Source organism: Aggregatilinea sp., from assembly GCF_036822615.1.
Taxonomy (GTDB): Bacteria; Chloroflexota; Anaerolineae; order Aggregatilineales; family Aggregatilineaceae; genus Aggregatilinea.
The window spans coordinates 42,594-61,767 of sequence record NZ_DAISHJ010000014.1 but is presented as its reverse complement, the minus strand read 5'-3'; the positions used below and the strand labels follow the sequence as shown (position 1 = coordinate 61,767).

General features: G+C 62.0%; 15 protein-coding genes. 5 read left to right on the top strand and 10 right to left on the bottom strand.

Features of this window, described 5'->3' with window-relative positions:
• Positions 1-76: 76 nt before the first annotated feature.
• Together V7116_RS07020 and V7116_RS07015 are read left to right on the top strand one after the other, a co-directional pair.
• Positions 77-2,212 (top strand): RiPP maturation radical SAM C-methyltransferase, encoded by a 2,136-nt coding sequence (locus tag V7116_RS07020; RefSeq protein WP_324391183.1) that lies wholly within the window; start codon positions 77-79, stop codon positions 2,210-2,212.
• A 150-nt stretch (positions 2,213-2,362) separates the two neighbouring features.
• The gene (locus V7116_RS07015; protein ID WP_324391182.1) at positions 2,363-5,482 is read left to right on the top strand and encodes a serine/threonine-protein kinase; all 3,120 of its coding nucleotides are present in this window, start codon (positions 2,363-2,365) and stop codon (positions 5,480-5,482) included.
• A gap of 10 nt (positions 5,483-5,492) precedes the next feature.
• Here the strand turns inward: V7116_RS07015 and V7116_RS07010 are convergent, their stop codons facing one another.
• Positions 5,493-6,668, bottom strand: coding sequence for a sensor histidine kinase (locus V7116_RS07010; RefSeq protein ID WP_324391181.1), 1,176 nt, complete (start codon positions 6,666-6,668; stop codon positions 5,493-5,495).
• Positions 6,669-7,002: 334 nt separating this feature from the next.
• Here V7116_RS07010 and V7116_RS07005 point away from each other — a divergent pair, with 334 nt between their 5' ends.
• From V7116_RS07005 to hcp, 3 genes are all read left to right on the top strand, one after another.
• Positions 7,003-7,656 carry a Crp/Fnr family transcriptional regulator gene (locus tag V7116_RS07005; protein WP_324391180.1) on the top strand — a complete coding sequence of 218 codons (654 nt, stop codon included), beginning with the start codon at positions 7,003-7,005 and terminating at the stop codon, positions 7,654-7,656.
• 117 nt (positions 7,657-7,773) lie between these two features.
• Positions 7,774-8,001 carry an ATP-binding protein gene (locus V7116_RS07000; protein ID WP_324391179.1) on the top strand — a complete coding sequence of 76 codons (228 nt, stop codon included), beginning with the start codon at positions 7,774-7,776 and terminating at the stop codon, positions 7,999-8,001.
• 21 nt (positions 8,002-8,022) lie between these two features.
• Positions 8,023-9,681, top strand: coding sequence for a hydroxylamine reductase (gene hcp / locus V7116_RS06995; protein ID WP_324391178.1), 1,659 nt, complete (start codon positions 8,023-8,025; stop codon positions 9,679-9,681).
• An 80-nt stretch (positions 9,682-9,761) separates the two neighbouring features.
• Here the strand turns inward: hcp and V7116_RS06990 are convergent, their stop codons facing one another.
• The 9 genes from V7116_RS06990 to V7116_RS06950 all read right to left on the bottom strand — a co-directional run bounded on the left by V7116_RS06990 (position 9,762) and on the right by V7116_RS06950 (position 19,094).
• Positions 9,762-10,568, bottom strand: coding sequence for an SDR family NAD(P)-dependent oxidoreductase (locus tag V7116_RS06990; RefSeq protein WP_324391177.1), 807 nt, complete (start codon positions 10,566-10,568; stop codon positions 9,762-9,764).
• A 247-nt stretch (positions 10,569-10,815) separates the two neighbouring features.
• Positions 10,816-11,829 carry a zinc-dependent alcohol dehydrogenase family protein gene (locus tag V7116_RS06985; protein ID WP_324391176.1) on the bottom strand — a complete coding sequence of 338 codons (1,014 nt, stop codon included), beginning with the start codon at positions 11,827-11,829 and terminating at the stop codon, positions 10,816-10,818.
• Between the two features lie 34 nt (positions 11,830-11,863).
• Complete coding sequence (locus V7116_RS06980; protein WP_324391175.1) at positions 11,864-12,961, bottom strand: zinc-binding dehydrogenase; 1,098 nt, start codon at positions 12,959-12,961, stop codon at positions 11,864-11,866.
• Between the two features lie 15 nt (positions 12,962-12,976).
• Positions 12,977-14,014 carry an NAD(P)-dependent alcohol dehydrogenase gene (locus tag V7116_RS06975; protein WP_349258459.1) on the bottom strand — a complete coding sequence of 346 codons (1,038 nt, stop codon included), beginning with the start codon at positions 14,012-14,014 and terminating at the stop codon, positions 12,977-12,979.
• A gap of 59 nt (positions 14,015-14,073) precedes the next feature.
• Positions 14,074-14,358, bottom strand: coding sequence for a DUF2160 family membrane protein (locus V7116_RS06970; protein WP_324391173.1), 285 nt, complete (start codon positions 14,356-14,358; stop codon positions 14,074-14,076).
• Positions 14,359-14,362: 4 nt separating this feature from the next.
• Positions 14,363-15,205, bottom strand: a complete 843-nt coding sequence (locus tag V7116_RS06965; RefSeq protein WP_349258461.1) for a carbohydrate ABC transporter permease — start codon at positions 15,203-15,205, stop codon at positions 14,363-14,365.
• 29 nt (positions 15,206-15,234) lie between these two features.
• Positions 15,235-16,113, bottom strand: a complete 879-nt coding sequence (locus tag V7116_RS06960) for a carbohydrate ABC transporter permease (protein WP_324391171.1) — start codon at positions 16,111-16,113, stop codon at positions 15,235-15,237.
• A gap of 110 nt (positions 16,114-16,223) precedes the next feature.
• On the bottom strand, positions 16,224-17,663 hold the full coding sequence (locus V7116_RS06955; protein WP_324391170.1) for an extracellular solute-binding protein: 1,440 nt from the start codon (positions 17,661-17,663) through the stop codon (positions 16,224-16,226).
• Between the two features lie 348 nt (positions 17,664-18,011).
• The gene (locus tag V7116_RS06950; protein ID WP_324391169.1) at positions 18,012-19,094 is read right to left on the bottom strand and encodes an ATP-binding protein; all 1,083 of its coding nucleotides are present in this window, start codon (positions 19,092-19,094) and stop codon (positions 18,012-18,014) included.
• Between the last annotated feature and the right edge of the window lie 80 nt (positions 19,095-19,174).

Here is a 19,174-nt window from a genome sequence, read left to right as displayed (position 1 = left end):
ATCTTGCAAGGTCTCGTAACGTTGATTTTACATCCTAACCATCTGCCGCTATAACGCGCAGAACTTAAAAGTCGCCATGACTCACTATGACATGCACGCCAACCGTACCGATATTCCTCTTACTGCCGCACCCGTTCTGCTGGTTTCTATGCCGTTTGGCCCCATCTCTCAGCCGTCGATCGGCCTGACGCTGCTTAAGGGCGTGCTGGCGCAGGAGGGCATTCCCGCGAACATCTTCTACGCGACGCTGCTGTTTGCAGAGATGATCGGGGGCAGCACCTATAACCACATTTCGAGCGGGAATCCCTACGTGGATCTGGCGGGCGAATGGGTCTTTGCGAACGCCCTGTTCGACGGGCAGAATGCGATGCACAGCCGCTTCGTGGACGACGTGCTGCGCCGCCAATCGCCGCTGAACAACCGCCATGCGCCCGTACCAGAGTCGCACATCGAGCGGCTGCTGTCTGCCGTGCCGCATGTGGAGGCGTTCCTGGACCGGGCGGTGGAGGCGGTGCTCGACCGCCAACCGCGCGTGGTCGGCATCACCAGCACGTTCCAGCAGCACGTCGCGTCGCTGTGCCTGGCGAAGCGGTTGAAAGCCGCTAGCCCCGATCTGTTCATCGTGATGGGGGGCGGCAACTGCGAGGGCACGATGGGCGTCGAGACGGTTCGGCAGTTCCCGGCAGTGGATGCGGTGGTGTCGGGCGAAGGCGAACACATCTTCCCTGACCTCGTGCGGCTGGCGCTGGACGGCGACCCCGTCGAGCACCTGCAAGGCGTCTTCACGCGCCGCAACATCGATCTGCTGGTGGACAGGCCGCCGACCGCGCCGCCGGTCACGGATATGGACGCGCTGCCGCTGCTCGACTACGACGACTTCTTCGAGCAGTTGGATGGCAGCACCGTGCTGCGCCCCTCCAATACGCGCGTGCTGTTTGAGACGTCGCGGGGGTGCTGGTGGGGCGAGCGCAGTCACTGCACGTTTTGCGGGCTCAACGGCGAGACGATGGCCTATCGCAGCAAGTCGGCGGAGCGCGCCGTGCGGGAACTCACGTCGCTGCTGGATCGCTACCCGGATCTGCCGGTCTGGGTGGTGGATAACATCATGGATATGCGCTATTTCAACGACTTCATCCCCATGCTGGCGGACCTCGATCTCGACCTGGAGCTGTTTTACGAGGTCAAAGCAAACCTGCGCAAATCGCAGTTGGTGCTGCTGCGCGACGCGGGGATCAAGAACCTTCAGCCGGGCGTGGAAAGCCTCAACGATCACGTCTTGAAGCTGATGAAAAAGGGTGTGAGCTGGCTGCAAAATATCCAGCTTTTGAAGTGGGGCGAAGAACTGGGGATCGACGTGTACTGGAACATCCTGTGGGGATTTCCCGGCGAGGACCCCGCCGATTACGAGCAGATGACGGCGCTGTTTCCGCTGCTGTTCCACCTGAATCCCCCGGTCAGTTTGGCGCAGATCCGGCTGGACCGCTTCAGCCCGCATTTCAACCGCGCCGAGGCGGACGGGTTCGCCAACGTGCGCCCGGCGATCCCGTACGACTACATGTACGCCGGGCTGGACCCGCAGGCCCGCGCGAATCTGGCGTACCACTTTTTCTACGATTACCAGGAGCCGCGCGACCTCGACGGCTATACCAAGCCGCTGTACCGGCGCGCCAAAGCGTGGCGGCGGGAGCACGACCAGAGCGCGCTCATGGTCGTGGATCTCACGTCGCACCTGCTGATCTGGGATCTGCGCTCGGCGGCGGTGCAGCCGCTGACGGTGCTCACCGGCTGGCAGCGCGATCTGTACCTGTACTGCGACGAGGTGCGCAATGCACGCGCCCTGGACCGGTTCGCGCAGGAAACAGGTGCGGCGGCGGACGACGTGCGCGCCTGCCTGGAGGCGTGGTCGGCGCTGGGGCTGGTGGTAGGAAACGGCAGCAGCTTCCTGGCGTTGGGCGTGCGGTTGGGCAGTTATGCGCCCTCGCTGGAGGTCCTGCTGCGGCTGAAGGAGACGCTTAGCGATCTGCCGGTCGAGCTGGATATGCAGACAGTTATTGATTGTCCTTTCCTGGATGACAGCTTTTTCAGCGTCAACTGCGACGGAGATCCATGTGTGTATTTTGGCGCGTTATGCGCTCTAATTAACCACGCCATCAATGATGAACTGGCCCGCGCCAGCCACCAAACCGTTGGCGGGATCACGCTCGATGTTTGACGCGGGGAACTAAATGCAGGCCTTTTGTTACGAACTACTTTGAGGCCAGAACATCCTGCGCGCTGGTGTAGCGGCGCAGTCCGGGAGGGGGGGCGCGTGGGGCGAAAAAACACCGCGCGCTGCCATAGTTAGTTTAGACTGTGGAAAACCATGATAAATCAACAACGACTTTTCGCAAACCGGTATAAGCTGGGCGAAGAGTTGGGACACGGTGGCATGGGTGTTGTGTACCGGTCCGTGGATCGCTTGACCGGCCATGAGGTTGCTCTGAAGCAGGTCCTTTCCCCGGTTACTCCGGCTGCATTGATGCCGCACAGCGCCGAACAAGATAAAAACATTGCGCTGGCGCGCGAATTTCAAACGCTGGCTTCAATGCATCACCCGCGCATCATCACGGTGCTGGACTACGGCTTTCACAAGGAACTCGATAAGCCCACACTGCCCTACTTTACGATGGTGCTGTTGCGAGATGCCAAGGATATTTTGACATACAGCCGGACGATTGACGTCAAAGCCAGGCTGCACCTGATGCTGCAAGTGCTGCAAGCCCTCGATTATTTGCACCGGCGCGGCACGATTCACCACGACCTGAAACCGGCCAACATCCTGATTTCGAGCGGCATGGTCAAGCTGCTGGACTTTGGACTGGCGGCGCAGCACGGCCAGATCACGGGCATTACCGGGACGATGCCGTATGTCGCGCCGGAACTGTTTACGCAGAGCACGCAGGCCAACGAAACAACGGATCTGTATGCGCTGGGCGTCATCGCGTACGAAATGCTGGTGGGGCACCACCCCTTTAACACCGAACACCAGTACAAGCTGATTCAGGACATCCTGACCCGCCCGCCGGACATGATGCCCATCAACGCGATCGAGCTGAGTCCGCGATCCGCCACCAGCGACGACGAGGACGACGATGATTTCGGGCCATCGAGGCATCCGGTCAGCCCGCTGGCACAAGTCATCGCCAAGCTGCTGTCGAAGCGGCCTGAGGATCGCTACCAGAGCGCCGCAAGCGTCATTCAGGACCTCGTAGCCCTGATCGACGATCCGATCGTGCTGGAGACGCCAGAAATCCGCGAGAGCTACCTTCAGGCGGCGACCTACGTGGGCCGTGCCGCCGAAGTCGCGCTGCTGGAAGATGCGGTCGTGCACGTGCAGAATGGGACCGGCAGCAGTTGGCTCATCGGCGGCGAGAGCGGCGTGGGCAAATCGCGCTTGATCGAAAAGGCGCGCATTCAGGCGATGGTGCAGGGCGTGCTGGTCCTGGTCGGGCAGGGGATCGAGCAGGGCGGGCCGCCCTATCACCTGTGGCGCGACATCGTGCGCCGCATGTGCCTCGCTGTGGAGCTGAACGACCTCGAAGCGGGCGTGCTGGCGATGTTGGTGCCCGATATCGAGGACCTCATCGGGCGTCCGGTTTCCGCTCCGCCTGCCCTGTCGAGCCAGGACACGCGCGATCGCCTGATTACGGTCATCATGGACGTGATCAAGCGCTATCCGGGGCCGATCCTGATCATTTTGGAAGACCTTCAGTGGGTGGCGGAAAGCCTGGAAGTGCTGCGCGCGGTGATTTCGGTGACGAGAAGCGCGCCGGTGATGATCATCGCGTCCTTCCGCGACGACGAAAAGCCCGATCTTCCCGCGATGTTCCCCGAGATGCGTTACATCAAGCTGGAACGGCTGACCCGCCTGGAGATCTCGGAGCTGAGCGAGGCCATGCTGGGCCAGATGGGCCGCCATCCGCGCCTGATCGAGCTGCTCCATGCCGAGACGGAAGGCAACGTGTTTTTCCTGGTGGAGACGGTCCGCGCCCTGGCAGAGCACGCCGGGCAGTTGTCGAAGATCAGCACGCTGGAGCTGCCGTCGCACATCGTTGCGCACGGCGTGCAGGGCATCGTGGAGCGCCGCCTGCGCGGCATCAACGAGCCGGACCGGCAGGTGCTGCGGGCGGCTTCGGTCATGGGGCGGCAGCTTCATCTCGGCCTGCTGGCTTACGTCGTCAACCACAACCAGGAATATGTACGCAAGGATCTCGAACAGTGGCTCAGCATTTGCTCGAACGCGGCGATCATCGAGATCGGTGACGGCAAGTGGCGGTTCACGCACGACAAGATCCGCCAGGAGATCCTGAACCAGCTCCCAGAGGCGGATCGCGTCCGGCTGCACCGTCAGGCGGCGGAAGCGATTGAAGCGGCCTTTGAGGACCGTGCGAGTTATGCCTCGGCGCTGATGCACCACTGGCAGATCGCGCAGGACGCGCACAAGGAAGCCGAATACGCCAGCCTTGCCGGGCACTATGCCGCCGAGATGGGATCGTACCTTGAAGCGCTGAACATGCTCAAGCACGCGATCGAGCTGTACGAGCGGCTGGGGCTGGACGAGCCGTCGCGCTACCTGGACGATCAGTTCGAGATGGCGCGATCCTGTATGAACCAGGGCGCGTTCGACGAGGCGCTGCGCGTCAGTGACGTGGCGCTGCGGCTGGCGCGCGAACAGCATAACGAAAAACGCGTGGTGGACGTCTTCACGCTGCTGGGGTCCATCGCGCTGCGGCAGGGGCAAATTGACACCGCGCACGAGCGGCTGACCGAGGCGTTATCCCTGGCGCGTACGCTGGGCGAAACGGCGGTGGTGAGCGATATCTTGATCTGGCTGGGGGCGCTGTCGGTGATCGGGCACGAGCACGAGCGAGCCGACGCGTATCTGTCGGAAGCGCTGCAACTGGCGCGGCAGGACACGCATAACCCCCTGATTCTGGCGCGGGCGCTGAATGCCCAGGGGGAAAACCTGCGGCATTCGCGGCGATTCAAAGAGGCCGCGCCCTACTACGAAGAGGCTCTGCGGGTTTACAAGGAAGCGGGCCATCGTTATGCGCTCACCGCGGTCCCGCTCAACCTGGGACACGCGGCGTCGGCAATGCAGCATCTCGATCTGGCGGAGAAATATTACCTGGGCGCGCTGGATGCCACCGTGCGCTTCAAGTACACAATGATGATGCTGGAGGCGCTCGCCGGGCTGGCCGGTATCCTGGCCTACCAGGACGCGCCGAAGCGCGCGGCGGCGCTGGTCGGGCTGGTGCTGCGGCATCCGTCCGTGTCTGCCGAAACGAAGGTGCTGATCGCGCAGCCTATCGTGGAGCGGATCGTCACTCGCATCGGTGAAGAAGCGTACGCCGCCGCGTCCGTTGAACTCGATGTGGCCAACGTGGATACGATCGTCTCAGATATCCTGGCGGAGTACGAGCAGCGCCTGACGGGCGCCTAGCCAGTTTGCACTAGTTCAGGCTTTGATCGGACCTGGAATGCGCGGGGAGCAGGAAACTGAACGTGCTGCCCTGTCCTGGCGTGCTTTCGGCCTCAACGCTGCCGCCCAGCTTTTCGATGATGCGGGACACGATCGACAGCCCCAGGCCGTGCCCCGTGACGCGCATATCTCCCAGGCGCGAGAACTGCTTAAAGAGGCGCGACAGGTCGTCTTCCGCGATACCGTCGCCGTTGTCGCGCACCCAGAAGCGGATGCGGCCATCGGGCAGCGGGGTTGACCCCAGTTCCACACGCGGCGGCCTGCCGCCGTACTTCATGGCGTTGCTGAGGTAGTTGGTCCACACTTCTTCGATCCACGCCGGATAGCCCCAGGCCATCGGCCACATGTCGGGCACGACGATTTCCGCTTCGTATTCCTGGATCATCCAGCGCAGCCGGGCGAGCGCTTCGTCTACGATCGGCTTCATCTCAAGCGGGTTGGACGGCACCGTGTCGAGACGGCGCACGCTGGCGAACAGCAGCAGCTCGTCGATGAGCGTCACCATCTTGTCGACGCCCAACTCGATGTGTTCCAGGTACTGCATGATTTCGGTCAGAGACAGGTCTTCGAACTCGGTGGAGAGCATGTTGGCGTAGCCCTGAATCATGCCCAGGGGGTTTTTGAGGTCGTGCGCGACCGTGTGCGCGAAGGCGTCCAGCTCGGCAATGAGCTGTTCGCGCTCGGCCTCGATCTTCTTGCGGTAGGTGTTGTCGCGCACGAAGTTGACGAGGACGTTCTGCTCGCCAAACGCGCCGAAGCGGCTGCTGACTTCGACGGATACCAACGATCCGTCTTTCCGCCGGTAATGGCATTCGTAGACGCGCGTGCCGCTGAAACTGGACTCCCAGACCAGACCGCCGTTCCCGTTGTCGCTCGGCTGAACTTCGATTTTGTCCAGGCCGAGCGACAGCAACTCGTCGCGGCTGTACCCAAACCGGTGTTCCGCCAACGCGTTCGCAGACAGAATTTGCAGCGAAACCGGATCGACCACGAAAATCGAATCGCCTGCGTGCTCGAACACAGCGGTGAACTGGTCCTGATAAGAACGCAGAGCATCGCACAGTTCTTGTTTTTCTTTCTCCAACGCCGCGATTTGCTGCTGGAGAGTTTCGACTTCACTGTGATTCTCTGGTCTAGGCGTGTCCATCTTTGATTTGATTTGTCCCCGCTTTTTGGATGTGGACTCTTAGCAGTCCGATGAGTGCAGATTGTATCGCATAAACACTCTGTTTAACGGTCAAACTTACGTATTTTGGAAAAACGTCCAAAAGGGGATCTCATAATTGGAAGGCATGTCCATAGTTACGAGCCTATACAGTAAGCTTACGTGTGATTGAGCTGACGCGCAAGGGGCTTGAGGCTGATTAGCGGTCCGCGCGGGTTGGTCCCCGGCACGATTTGGATTACAATCTCGCGGCGGCATCAAACGCACAGCGCTCGCATTACACACATTCATTGGCTGCCTTCCCCGCATGAGCAATATGCGCTCTCTCTTTCACGACGTCCCCATTTTTGCCGGGTTATCCGAGACCAGTCTGGCGCTGCTCGACGCGGCGACACAGCGGACGCATTACGACGACGGCGAGCTGGTTCTGCTGGAAGACGAAGCCAACGGCCACGTTTTTTTCGTGGTGGCGGGCGAGCTGCGTGTGTTTCGCACCAACCTCGACGGGCGCGAACAGCTTCTGACGCGGCTGGAGGCCGGAGATGTGTTCAATCTGCCGACTGCGTTCCTGTCGCCGCGCCGGTCCCCGGCGACGGTGGCGGCGGTGGGTCCGGCCACGCTGCTGACCGTGCCGCCCGACGATTTCGTGCGCATTGCGACCGAAACGCCCGACATCGCGCTGGCCGTGATGCGCGTGCTGTCGGCCAAGCTGCACCACTTCACCGACCTGACGCACGACCTCAGCCTGCGCAGCGTGCGGGCGCGGCTGGCGAACTTTCTGATCGTGGAGATGGGCGCGGGCGACCCCGGACGGTGGACGCAGGAAAAAATCGCCGCGCAGATTGGGACCGTGCGCGAAGTGGTGAGCCGGACGCTGCGCGCCTTCGCCAAAGAGGGGCTGATCGCCATTCACCGCCACCAGATCACGATCCTGGATCAAGACGCGCTCGAAGTCCTCGCCGAGCTGTAATTTCCCCCTCACTACTTTCCCATTTTTCCGTTTTGCTCCGTTTGTGACTTTAGTCACATTCTTCCGGCGGCGCGTGTTGTACAGTGTGCTGCGGATGAACGGAGGACGCTCAACGCGATGGATGACTGGCTGGTACCGGATCTGAACAGGGCGGCGTGCACGCGCTGCGGGTTGTGCGTGGACTACTGCCCGACGAAAGCCGTCGAGATGGTCGATGGCGCTCCGGTGATCGTCCGACCGGGCGACTGCGCCTACTGCGGCCAGTGCGAAGAGATGTGCCCGGCGAACGCCATCGCGCTGTCCTACGAGATTCGTCCACCCGCGACCCCGCGTCCCAAAGACTAATTTGCTGAGGAGCATACGATCATGTCTATGTTTTGCTTTCAATGCCAGGAATCGCTGCACAACCAGGGCTGCACGATGGTCGGCGTGTGCGGCAAATCGCCCGAAGTCGCCGCGCTGCAAGATCTGCTGGTATGGCAGCTCAAGGGCCTGTCGTACTGGGCGGTGAAGGCACGCGCGCTGGGCATTGAAGACAATGAAGTCAATCTGTTCGTCGCTGAGGGCCTGTTCCTGACGATCACCAACGTGAACTTCGACGCCGATTACTTCGTGACGGTCAACCGCCGCACGGTGAGTCTGCGGAGCCGTCTGCGCCAGCAGGTCGAGGCGGCGCACGCGAACGGCCATGCGCCCGAAGCGGCCACCTGGACCCCCGTCGATGACACGCCAGCGGTGTACCTGGCGAAAGGCCGTCTGGTGGGCGTGATGGCGGATGCGGCGCTGAACGCCGACGTGCGCTCCCTGCGCGAACTGCTGACCTACGGCCTGAAGGGGCTCGCGGCGTATACCGATCATGCCTACGTGCTGGAGCGCACGAGCGACGAACTGCTGGCGTTTTTGCAGACGGGTCTGCTGATCGCGGCGGACGAAAGCGCCACGGCGGACGATCTGACCGCCGCCGTGCTGAAGTGCGGCGAGATGGGCGTCAAGGCGATGGCGCTGCTGGACGAGGCTAATACCGGCACGTACGGCCACCCGGAGCCGACGATGGTCAGCACGGGCGTTAAGGACGGGCCGTCGATCCTGGTCAGCGGGCACGATCTGCGCGACCTGGACGAGCTGCTCCAGCAAACGGCGGGCCTGGGCATCAACGTCTACACGCACGGCGAAATGCTGCCCGCCCATGCGTATCCGGCCTTCAAGAAGTACCCGCACCTCGTCGGCAACTACGGCGGATCGTGGTGGCACCAGCCCGCTGAGTTCGAGGCGTTCGGCGGCGCGATCCTGATGACCACCAACTGCATCGTTCACCCGCGCGACAGCTACGCCGATCGCATTTTCACCACCGGACTGGTCGGGTGGCCGGGCCTGCCGCACATCGCGGATCGTGAGGCGGGCCAGCAGAAGGACTTCGGCCCGGTCATTCAGGCCGCGTTGCGGTCGGGCAGCCCCAAACCGCTCGAAGACGGTGTGATCCCGACCGGCTTTGCCCGCACGGCGGTGCTGAGCGTGGCGGATAAGGTCGTGGAAGCGGTCAAGAGCGGGGCGATCAAACGCTTCGTGGTCATGGCCGGGTGCGACGGGCGGCAGGCGGAGCGCGCCTACTATACCGAGCTGGCGCAGCAGCTTCCTGCCGATCACGTCATTCTGACGGCGGGCTGCGCGAAGTACCGTTATAACAAGCTCGACCTGGGCACCATCGGCGGCATTCCGCGCGTGCTGGACGCTGGCCAGTGCAACGACTCGTACTCGCTGGTGGTGATCGCCATGAAGCTGGCTGAGGTGTTCGGCGTGGAGAACATCAACGACCTGCCGGTGAGCTACGACATCGCGTGGTACGAGCAGAAGGCGGTCATCGTGCTGCTGGCGCTGCTGTCGTTGGGCGTGCGCAACATCCGGCTTGGCCCGACGCTGCCCGCGTTCGTGTCGTCCGGCGTGCTGGACGTGCTGGTCAGCGCATTCGACATCAAGCCGAAGGCCACGGTCGAGGAAGATCTGGTCGCTATCGCCGCCGGGATGTAACCCCGCGCGATCCTGATACGGAAAACGCAACAGGCCGGAGCATCTCCGGCCTGTTTGTGTGTGTGCGGGCGCTGCGCGCTTTACCAGACGCAGTAGCCCCCGTCGATAATCATGTCGTGGCCGGTCATGAAGTCGGACGCTTCGCCCGCGAGATAGACCACCGCGCCTTGCAGGTCGGTGACCTCGGCCATCTTGCCCTGGGGCGTCATCGCCATCCAGGTGGGCAGCACCTTCTGCCCCGCCGGGGTCGCCAGCAGATCGTCTACCAGCTTGGTGCGCGTGTAGCCGGGGCTGATGCTGTTGACCCGCACGCCTAGCGGCGCCCATTCGCCCGCGAGGGTGCGCGTCATGTGCGCGACGCCCGCTTTGGTCGTGTTGTAGACCACCTGCTGCTGGGGCGTATTGGCGATCGTGCCGGAGATAGACGCGGTGTTGATGATCTTGCCGTAACCCGCCCCGGTCATGACGCGGGCTTCGGTCTGGGCGCAGAAAAAGACGCCGCGCAGATTCAAGGCGTTGATGCTGTCCCAGTTGTGTTCGTCCACCTCAAGGGCTGCGGTCCAGTTGCCGATGCCCGCATTGTTCACGCCGATGGTCAGCGCGCCCCATTTTTGCACCACCGTGTCCACCATGCGCTGAATCTGGTCCAGTTTGGTCACGTCCGCCGCGATGGCGATGGCATCCACGCCCTTGTTCGCCAGCTCGTGTGCGACTTCATCGGCAAACGCCTGCCCGATGTCTACCACGGCGACCTTCGCGCCCGCTTCGCCCAGCGCGTGCGCGTAGGCCCGGCCAATGCCCTGGCCTGCTCCGGTCACCAGCGCCGTGCGCCCGTCGAGCTTGAAGCGCTCTAAAATTCCTTTGGATTCCAAAACGACATCGGCCATAAAGAACCTTCCTCTCTTGGGTAAGTTTTAGTAAGAGGCTGTCAGAACCTGACGAGTGGAACAGACAACAAAAATATCCGCCGTACCGATACTTATCGCGCTGCCCCTCGTCACCCCCAACTGGCGAGGGGCAGAAACGGCGCTGAATGCTGTATGGTTTTCCCTTGCCGCACACGAGCGGCGAGAGGGGCGGGCGGAACAAGCCTTTGCCGGGGCTCGTTCCGCCACTCAAAACGCTCCCCAGGAGCTACGATCCGATCTGGTACTGCACCTTCATGCGCCGGGGATCGGACTGGGCCAGCTCGAACCCCTGCGCGAAGTCTTCGAGCGGCAGAGTATGCGAGATCAGCGGCTCGACCTTCACGCGACCACTGCGGATCATCGAGATGCTTTCCTGGAAGGTCCGGTTGACGGCGAAGCTGCCCAGAATGGCCAGATCCCGGCGGAAGATCTCATAGGACGGGAACGTGACGCGCGCATCGTTAGGCGTGACGCCAAAGACCCACAGCGTGCCCCGCGCGCGCAGATAGCTGAACGCGGCTTCGAGCACTTTGGGGATGCCGGTGGCGTCCACGACGAGGTTGTAGCCGCCCGGCTCGATGCTGCGGAGCTTGCGATCCTGCTGGTCGTCGGCAAGCACCGTTTCGGTCGCGCCCAACTCGGCGGCCAGAGCCAGCCGGTGCGGCACGACATCGGTCACGACCACGCGCGCCGCGCCCGACGCGTGCAGGGCCTGCGAGAGCAGGCAGCCCATCGGGCCCGCGCCAAAGACCAGCGCGCTGGCTCCCGGCGGGATGCTGAGGCGTTCCAGCCCCCACGCGACACACGCCAGCGGCTCGACCATCGCCGCCGCCGCGAAAGACATCTCCCCGATGGCGAACACGTTGCCTTCGGGCACGACCACGTATTCCGCAAACGCGCCGTCACGCGTGACGCCGACCGCCTGCAAGTTTTCGCACTGGTTCGGCTCGTTGCGCTGGCAGGCGAGGCAGCGGTTGCACGGGATGTTCGGGTCGGCGGTGACGCGATCGCCCACTTTGAAGCGCGTGACGTTATCGCCCACGCTCACGACCACGCCGCTGAACTCGTGGCCCGGAATGAGAGGATAACGCGCTTCGTACTCGCCCTTGAGGATGTGGATATCCGTGCCGCAGATGCCCGCCGCGTGCACCTGGATGAGCACGTCATCCGGGCCTGGCTCCGGCACCGGGGCGCTGGAAAATCCTGCCCGTCCGGGCTGTTCGATCTTTCCTGCTTTCATCGCGTTTCTCACTTCACGATAGGATGTGTTTGACTCACGGTTTCAAAACCACTTTGATCGATTGATCGCCTGCCGCGACCAGATCGAAACCTTTCTGGTGTTCCGCCAGCGGCAGCTCATGCGTGATGATCTGGTCGAGCGGAAGCTGCTTTTTGGCGATCATGTCGATGGCGATCGGGTAGGTATAGGGACTGAGGCTCGATCCGTGGATGTTCAGCTCTTTGTGGTCGCCAATGATCGACCAGTCGATGCTGGCCGGTTGGCCCATGACGCTGAATTCCACAAACGTGCCGCGCTTGCAGATCATGTCCAGGCCCTGCTGCACGGCGGCGGGATGGCCGGTCGCTTCGATGTAGACGTCACAGCCGTAGCCGTCCGTCAGGTCGAGCACGGCCTGCACCACCTGCGTATGCTGCGGGTTGAGCACGATGTCCGCGCCGCACGCCTTCGCCACGTTGAGGCGGTGATTGTTGTAGTCGATGACGATCAGCAGGCGCGGATTCTTCAGCCGCGCGGCGGCGATCATGCCCAGCCCCAACGGCCCCGCCCCCGCGATTACGACGACGTGATCCAGCTCGATCTCGCCGCGCTGCACCGCATGGATCGAGCACGCCAGCGGCTCGATAAAGGCGGCGTGGGCAGCGGGGATCGCGTCGGGCACTTTGTAGTTCAGCGCGCCGAACGGGAACTTCATGTACTCGGCCATCGCGCCGAACGTCTTCTGGCGGAAGCCGTAGACGTTGTGCTCCGAGCACAGCCAGTACTGCCCGCGCGCCGCGTAACGGTCGTCCCAGGTGGGGACGATCTGCTCCGAAACGGCCCGGTCGCCCAGGGCCAGGTTGTACTTTTCCGCCGCGCCGGGTCCCAGCGCCACGACTTCCCCGACGAACTCGTGGCCGGGGATGACGGGGGGCTGGCAGTAGGCGGGCGTTTCTCCATTGCCCCAAAACGTTTCCGCGCCCTGGTAACACTTGAGGTCACTGGCGCAGATTCCCACTGCCTGCACGCGGACGACGACTTCTTCCGGCCCCGGCTGCGGCACGGGCCACCGCTGGAGGCGGTAATCCCGTGGGCCGTGGCACACTACCGCGCACATCGTGTCGGGTAGGGGCTCATTCGCTTCGTAGTCCATGGCGGCCCTCGTAGGCTACTGTGGCAGCTCGATCTGTACCTTGACCGAGGTTGGCGGCATGTGCGACGCGAATTCGAACGCTTCGATGCTGTGGGCGAAGTCGAATTTGTCGGTGATCAGCGGCTTGACGTCCAGCCGCCCGCCGCCCATCAGCGAGAGCGCCTTCGGGTAAACGTGTGCATAGCGGAAGATGTGCTCCACACGCGCTTCCTTGATCTGCGCGGCGACGACATCGTAGGCGATGGGGTCGTTGGGCATGCCGATGTAGATCACGCAGCCGCCGGGGGCGAGCGGATCGAAGACGCTGGCGGCAGCACGCGGGTTGCCGCTGGCCTCGAACACGATGTCCGCGCCCCAACCGTCGGTCATTTCGTTGACGACATCGACGAGGCTTTCCTTGCTGATGTTGACCGGCGTCACCGGGCCGAGGGTCGCCGCCAGATCGAGCTTGGGCTGGTCCACGTCCGTCACGATGACCTGCCCGCAGCCGCCCGCCAGCGCCGACAGGATGGTGACCATGCCGATCGGCCCCGCGCCCATGACGATCGCAATGTCGCCGGGCTTGATGCGGGCTTTCGTCGCGGAGTGCATGCCGACCGCGAGCGGCTCCACCAGCGCGCCTTCGGCAAAGCTGACGTTATCGGGCAGCTTGAAGGTGAACGCTTCGGGGTGGACGACCGTGGGGCGCAGCACACCATGAATGGGCGGGGTGGCCCAGAAGCGCACCGCCGGGTCGAGGTTGTACATGCCCAGGCGCGTCGCTTTGCCGTTCGGATCGGGGATGCCGGGTTCCATGCAGACGCGATCGCCCACTTTCAGGTGCTTGACCTCGCTGCCGATCTCGATGATCGTCCCGGCGGCCTCGTGCCCCAGAACCATCGGCGCTTCGACCACGAACGGGCCAATGCGTCCCGTTTCGTAGTAGTGCACGTCACTGCCGCACACGCCAACCGTATGCAGCTTGATGCGCACATCGTGCGGTCCCAGCGTCTCAGGGATCTCGATATCGCGTAAACTTAGTTCCTTTGCCTTTTCTAACACCAGCGCTTCCACGGTCCTAATTCCTTTCAATTAAAAATGAATGGCAGGGCACAAACGTGCCCTGCGGATTACTATCCTCTGACGAAGAGAATCACCATGATGATCAGCGACAGGATCGTCGCTATCGTCAGGGTAATGTACTCTTCCAGGAATCGCATCCAGAGTAAGTGTATCGCAACCGTCAGCAGGAGGCCGATGAAGATTCGGTCCCAGGGGTTGGTCTCGAAGGGCAAGAAGCCCCGGCGCTTGCCGTGAATCTGGGCATACAGCTTGCCCGGCAGGCTGGACGGCAAGACGCTCGGGATTTCGGCTTCCTGCTCGACCTCGGTCGTGTCATAGAAGCTTTCATCGTGCACGGTGCTACTCCTTTACGGCCCCGAACGTCAAGCCCATCACAATGTATCGCTGAACGAACGAGATGAAGATGAGGGACGGGATCAGCGTCAGTGTAGCGACGGCGGCCATCTCGCCCCAGTTCGTGCCCGTCACCGTCACGAACTCCGCGAGGCCGGTGGTAATGGTTCGAGCGTGAACGCTCGTCAGCGTGGCGGCAAACAGATACTCGTTCCAGGCGAAGATCCAGCTCAGAATGGCCGTGATCGCCAGTCCCGGCGCGGCCAGCGGGATGATGATGCGGCGCAGGATCATGCCCGTGCCCGCGCCGTCCACCATCGCGGCTTCGTCCAGTTCTACCGGGATGCCGTCGATCATGCCTTGCAGCACCCAGATGGAGAAAGGTAAGTTGAACACGCAGTAGAGCAGAATCAGCCCCGTGCGCGTGTCGAACAGCATCCAGTCTCCGATCTTGAACCACTTCGTGAACAGCAGGAACAGCGGCAGCAGGAACACGGCGGGCGGGGCCATGCGGTTGGTGATGGTCCAGAAGAAGATGTTGTCTGCCCCGGCCAGCCGCCAGCGCGACAGGGCATAGGTCGCCAGCAGGGCCAGGACCGTCACCAGCACCGCGTTGGACGTGGCGATGATGATCGAGTTGAACATATAACCCCGGAACGTCGAGTCGTAAATGACGTTGGTATAGTTCTGCTCGAAGAAGGTGTGAATGATGAAATTGGGCCGGTCGAACAGCTCCACGCGGCTGCGCGAGGACACGATGATCATCCAGTAGATCGGGACCAGCGTGATGAGCGAGGCGACAATCCAGACGCCATAGGCCGACGCATACCGGGCGATTTTGCGGAGCATCTTGTTGCGTTTTGTCTGTTGCTGCATGGCTAGTTGACTCCTCCGCGCCGCTGCTGGCCGATGGCTGTGTAGAGCAGCCACGACAGGACAATCGTGAAGTAGAGGGTCAAGAGTGACGTCGCGGCCCCATAGCCGTAGTCGGTTTTAGGAAAGACAATGCGCCAGATGTGCAGCCCGGTGTACCGGGTGGCCGCGCCCGGACCTCCGCCGGTGAGCATCCACACCTCGTCAACCGTGCGCAGCGCGTCCATGAGCCGGATGAACACCGTGCTCAGAATGACCGGACGCAGCAGCGGCAGCTTGACGTACCAGAACACCTGGAGGCGGTTCGCGCCGTCCACCAGCGCCTGCTCCATCGGCTCCTGCGGCAGCGACACCAGCCCGGCGAGCATGGTCAGGGTGACGAAGGGCGTCCAGTGCCACACGTCCATGATGACCGTCGTCCAGAAGGCCTGATCGGCGTTGGCCGAGAGCCGGTAGTCGAAGCCGAGCCAGCGATCCAGGTAGAACGGCACCGGACCGAGGCCGGGGATGGTCAGCAGACGCCACGTGGCCCCAACGGCTAGCGGCGCGATCATCAGCGGGATGGTGTGGATAATCCTGAAGATGGACTTACCCGGAAACTCTATGGCGAGCATGTTCGCCAGCAAGTACCCGATGACGAGCTGGAACAGGATGGCATACGCCGCGAACTTGATCGTCAGTTCCAGCGACTTGAGAAAGTCTTTGTCAAAGACGAGGCGGCGGTAGTTGTCCAATCCCGCATAGTGCAGCCCCGGGTTCACCGAGAACACGTTCCAGTTGAAGAATCCAACATACATAATGTAAAAGAAGGGGAGCATGCCCACAATAAAGAGAATAATCAGTGAAGGGGACAGAAACAGCCACCCGGTTCGATTTTCGCGCATAGCGTATTGTCCGGTTTAATTATTGTCGAACAAGAGGATTAGTTTACGGCTGGTTAAAGGGAGGGTGGCCCCAGTTCGGGGCCACCCCACGCTTTTTCCACTACGACAGCTTACTCGCCGTAACCGAGGCGGACCAGCTCTTCCTCAGCGGCGACAGCCGCCTGATCGAGCGCTTCTGCCGCGGTGATTTCACCGGCAATGGCCTGATAGATGAAGGGCGCTACCACTTCACGCACCTGCGGGTGGAACGGGAACGGCGGCGCGCCTGCGAACAGGTAGCCTTCGTCCTGCATCAGCGTGTAGTAGCCGTTGGTCTGCTCGTCCATGGCAACCACGATCGGGTCATCGAACGTCGCGGTCTGGACAATGCGCGAGCCTGCCGCAGCCCAGTCCGCCTGAACAGCCGGCTGGCCGATGTACTGCAGGAACAGCAGGGCCGCTTCTTTGTTCTTCGAGGAGTGCGGGATGCCGAAGGCACCACCGTCGTAGTAGCCGATGTAGCCGTCACCGGCCTCAGCCGCTTCCATCACGCCCGGCTCCAGAGGAGGCAGCGCAACGCCGACTTCGCCCACCACCTGCGACCGCTCCGTGTCGGAGGCGATCCAGGCCGCGTTTTCACCGTAGACCAGGCCCTGAGCGGCGCGGCCAGCGGCAAAGGTCGCCGCAACCTCGTCCCAGGTGCTGCTGGTGGATTCCGGCGGGGCGTACTGGAGCAGGTCCAGCCACCACTGGAGGGCGGCCTTGGCGGTGTCGCTGTTCATTTCGCCGCCGTTTTCAACCGTGGCCTTCCAGGTTTCCTGGTTGATGCCCCAGTTGTAGATGCCGAACGTGGGCATCACGCTCTCGAACACTTCGTAGAAGGACGAGGGATGGCCGGAGGCGGCCTGAACGGTGCTGCCCCACAGGTCCATGTCGTTGGCTTCGCCGTACTCGGTGAAGAACTTGGCGATGTCCGTATACTGCTGGTGATCGGTGGCCGGGGCCAGCGGATAGCCATATTCCGCCTCGAACGCAGCCATGATGTCCGGATCTTCGAACAGATCGGTGCGATAGAGGTACGGCTTGATGAAGGCTTCCATCGGCACGCCGTACAGGTGGGTGTTTTCCGGCTTGATGAAGTAGTCGATGAACGAGGTGAAGTCCTCGATGTGGAAGTCCGGCGACACGAGGTCGGGGTTGTCATCCATCATCTGAGTGAGGTCAACAAGGTAGTCCTGCGCCAGATAGCCGTAGATGATGTCCTGCTCGATGTAGACAAAGTCATAGATGCCGGTCGCGGCTTCCATGTCCTTGATGGCCTTGTCGTACATCTGGTCCCACGACGTCGGCTCAAATTCCACCTTGATCCCGGTCAGTTCCTCGAACTGGGAAGCCAACACGTCCGCCACGTAGTTGGAGGGCGGGGTGCTCTCGGAAATGCCACGGATCGTTACGCCCTGATAGGGCTCCGCCGCCGCAGCCCACCACTCTTCGTCGCCCTGGGCGGTGACGGAAAGGGCAGAGCCACTCAGAACGGCTAACAGAATAATGATCGTAACCAGCTTTTTCATGTGTCTTTCTCCCTAAAATGACTTTCTGGCATGCCTAAGCGCTTTGAGCCGAAAGACTTGTTGAGGGGAATCTGTCTGTATCGTCACCTCCATGCGATAACCCGGCGAGAACGTGTGCAGCAGGATGTTTGGTGAACGGTTGAGACGATTGTGCGGTTAAGAAACGAAATGCTGACGTGGAACCAAATCTATAAAATTAAACAAATTGACATTTTCCATTGTACGATAGGTCGCGCTGGTGGGACTGCCAAAACCCTGCCACGATCCTGACAGGCAGGGATTATGAGATAGAGAAACGAGGTCGGGAAAAGGGACACGGAAGCGCGCCCACAAGGAATGGCCTGCGTGTTACGGGCGGCGGACCACCTCGCTGAGCGCGCGGATATAGTCGAGCACCTGGGTGGTCGAGATCCGGCTGCGATGCTGGATCATCACGCGGCTGCCGTGATTCGACAGCAGGTCCTCGGCAAAGTTGGTGGCGCTGAGCAGAATCACAGGGACCTTTGCCAGCTCGGGACAGCCGTGCATGAATTCGAGGATGCGCATGCCGTTGATATCGGGCATGGTGAGGTCCAGCAGCAGCACGTCGGGCACCTTGAGGCGCATCTGCCGGAGCGCGCTGTCGCTGGCATGGAACGAACGGATCGTGTAGTCGGTCCCCTGTGATTGCAGAATGCGCTCCACCAACTGCGCGAAGCCCGGATCGTCGTCGATGATCAGCACGTCGCGCACGGGACCGATATCGCGCACGGCCTGGATCAGCTCGCGCGAGTTGATCGGCTTGATGAAGCTGGCCGCGACGTTCAGCTCGGTGAGAATCCATGAGCGACTGGGCAGCGAGCACTCGATGTAGGGAACCGAGATCGGCAGCGTATTCCCGTTTTTGCCCTGCGCGTGCGGCATCGAATTCACGATCACGAGGTCGGGATAGTGCTCGCTGATGGCCCTATCGATGGTGGTCGCGCCTTCCACCTGGACGATCTCATAGCGGCCTAACTGGTTCTGGACCAGCGCTGCGACAGCGGGATCGGGATCAACCACCAGCGCCACGGGCTTGACTTCGTTTTCCTGATCGCTCTCGATTTCGTCGGGCGGTTGGGGCAGTGCCGCCGCGCCGTCTTCGATGATCGGGATCGTGAAGGTGAACGTCGATCCGGCTCCGACCTGGCTGCTCACGGTGATCTCGCCGCCGTGGGATTCGACAAACTTCTTGCAGATCGTCAGCCCGAGGCCGGTCCCGCCGTGGCTGCGGTTGAGCGAGCTGTCAGCCTGATAGAACTCCTCGAAAATGAACGGGATTTTGTCGATGGGGATGCCGGGGCCGGTATCGCTGACGCTGATGTACACCTTGCGCGCGTCCGCCCAGGCCGAAAGCTCGACGTGGCCCGCTTCGGTAAAACGGTAGGCGTTGTTGATCAGATTCAGGATCACCTGCCGGATGCGCGTTTTCCACGATAGGCAGGTCGTCCGCCAGACTGACGAGAAACTGCACCTGCCGCCCGCGAAAGAGA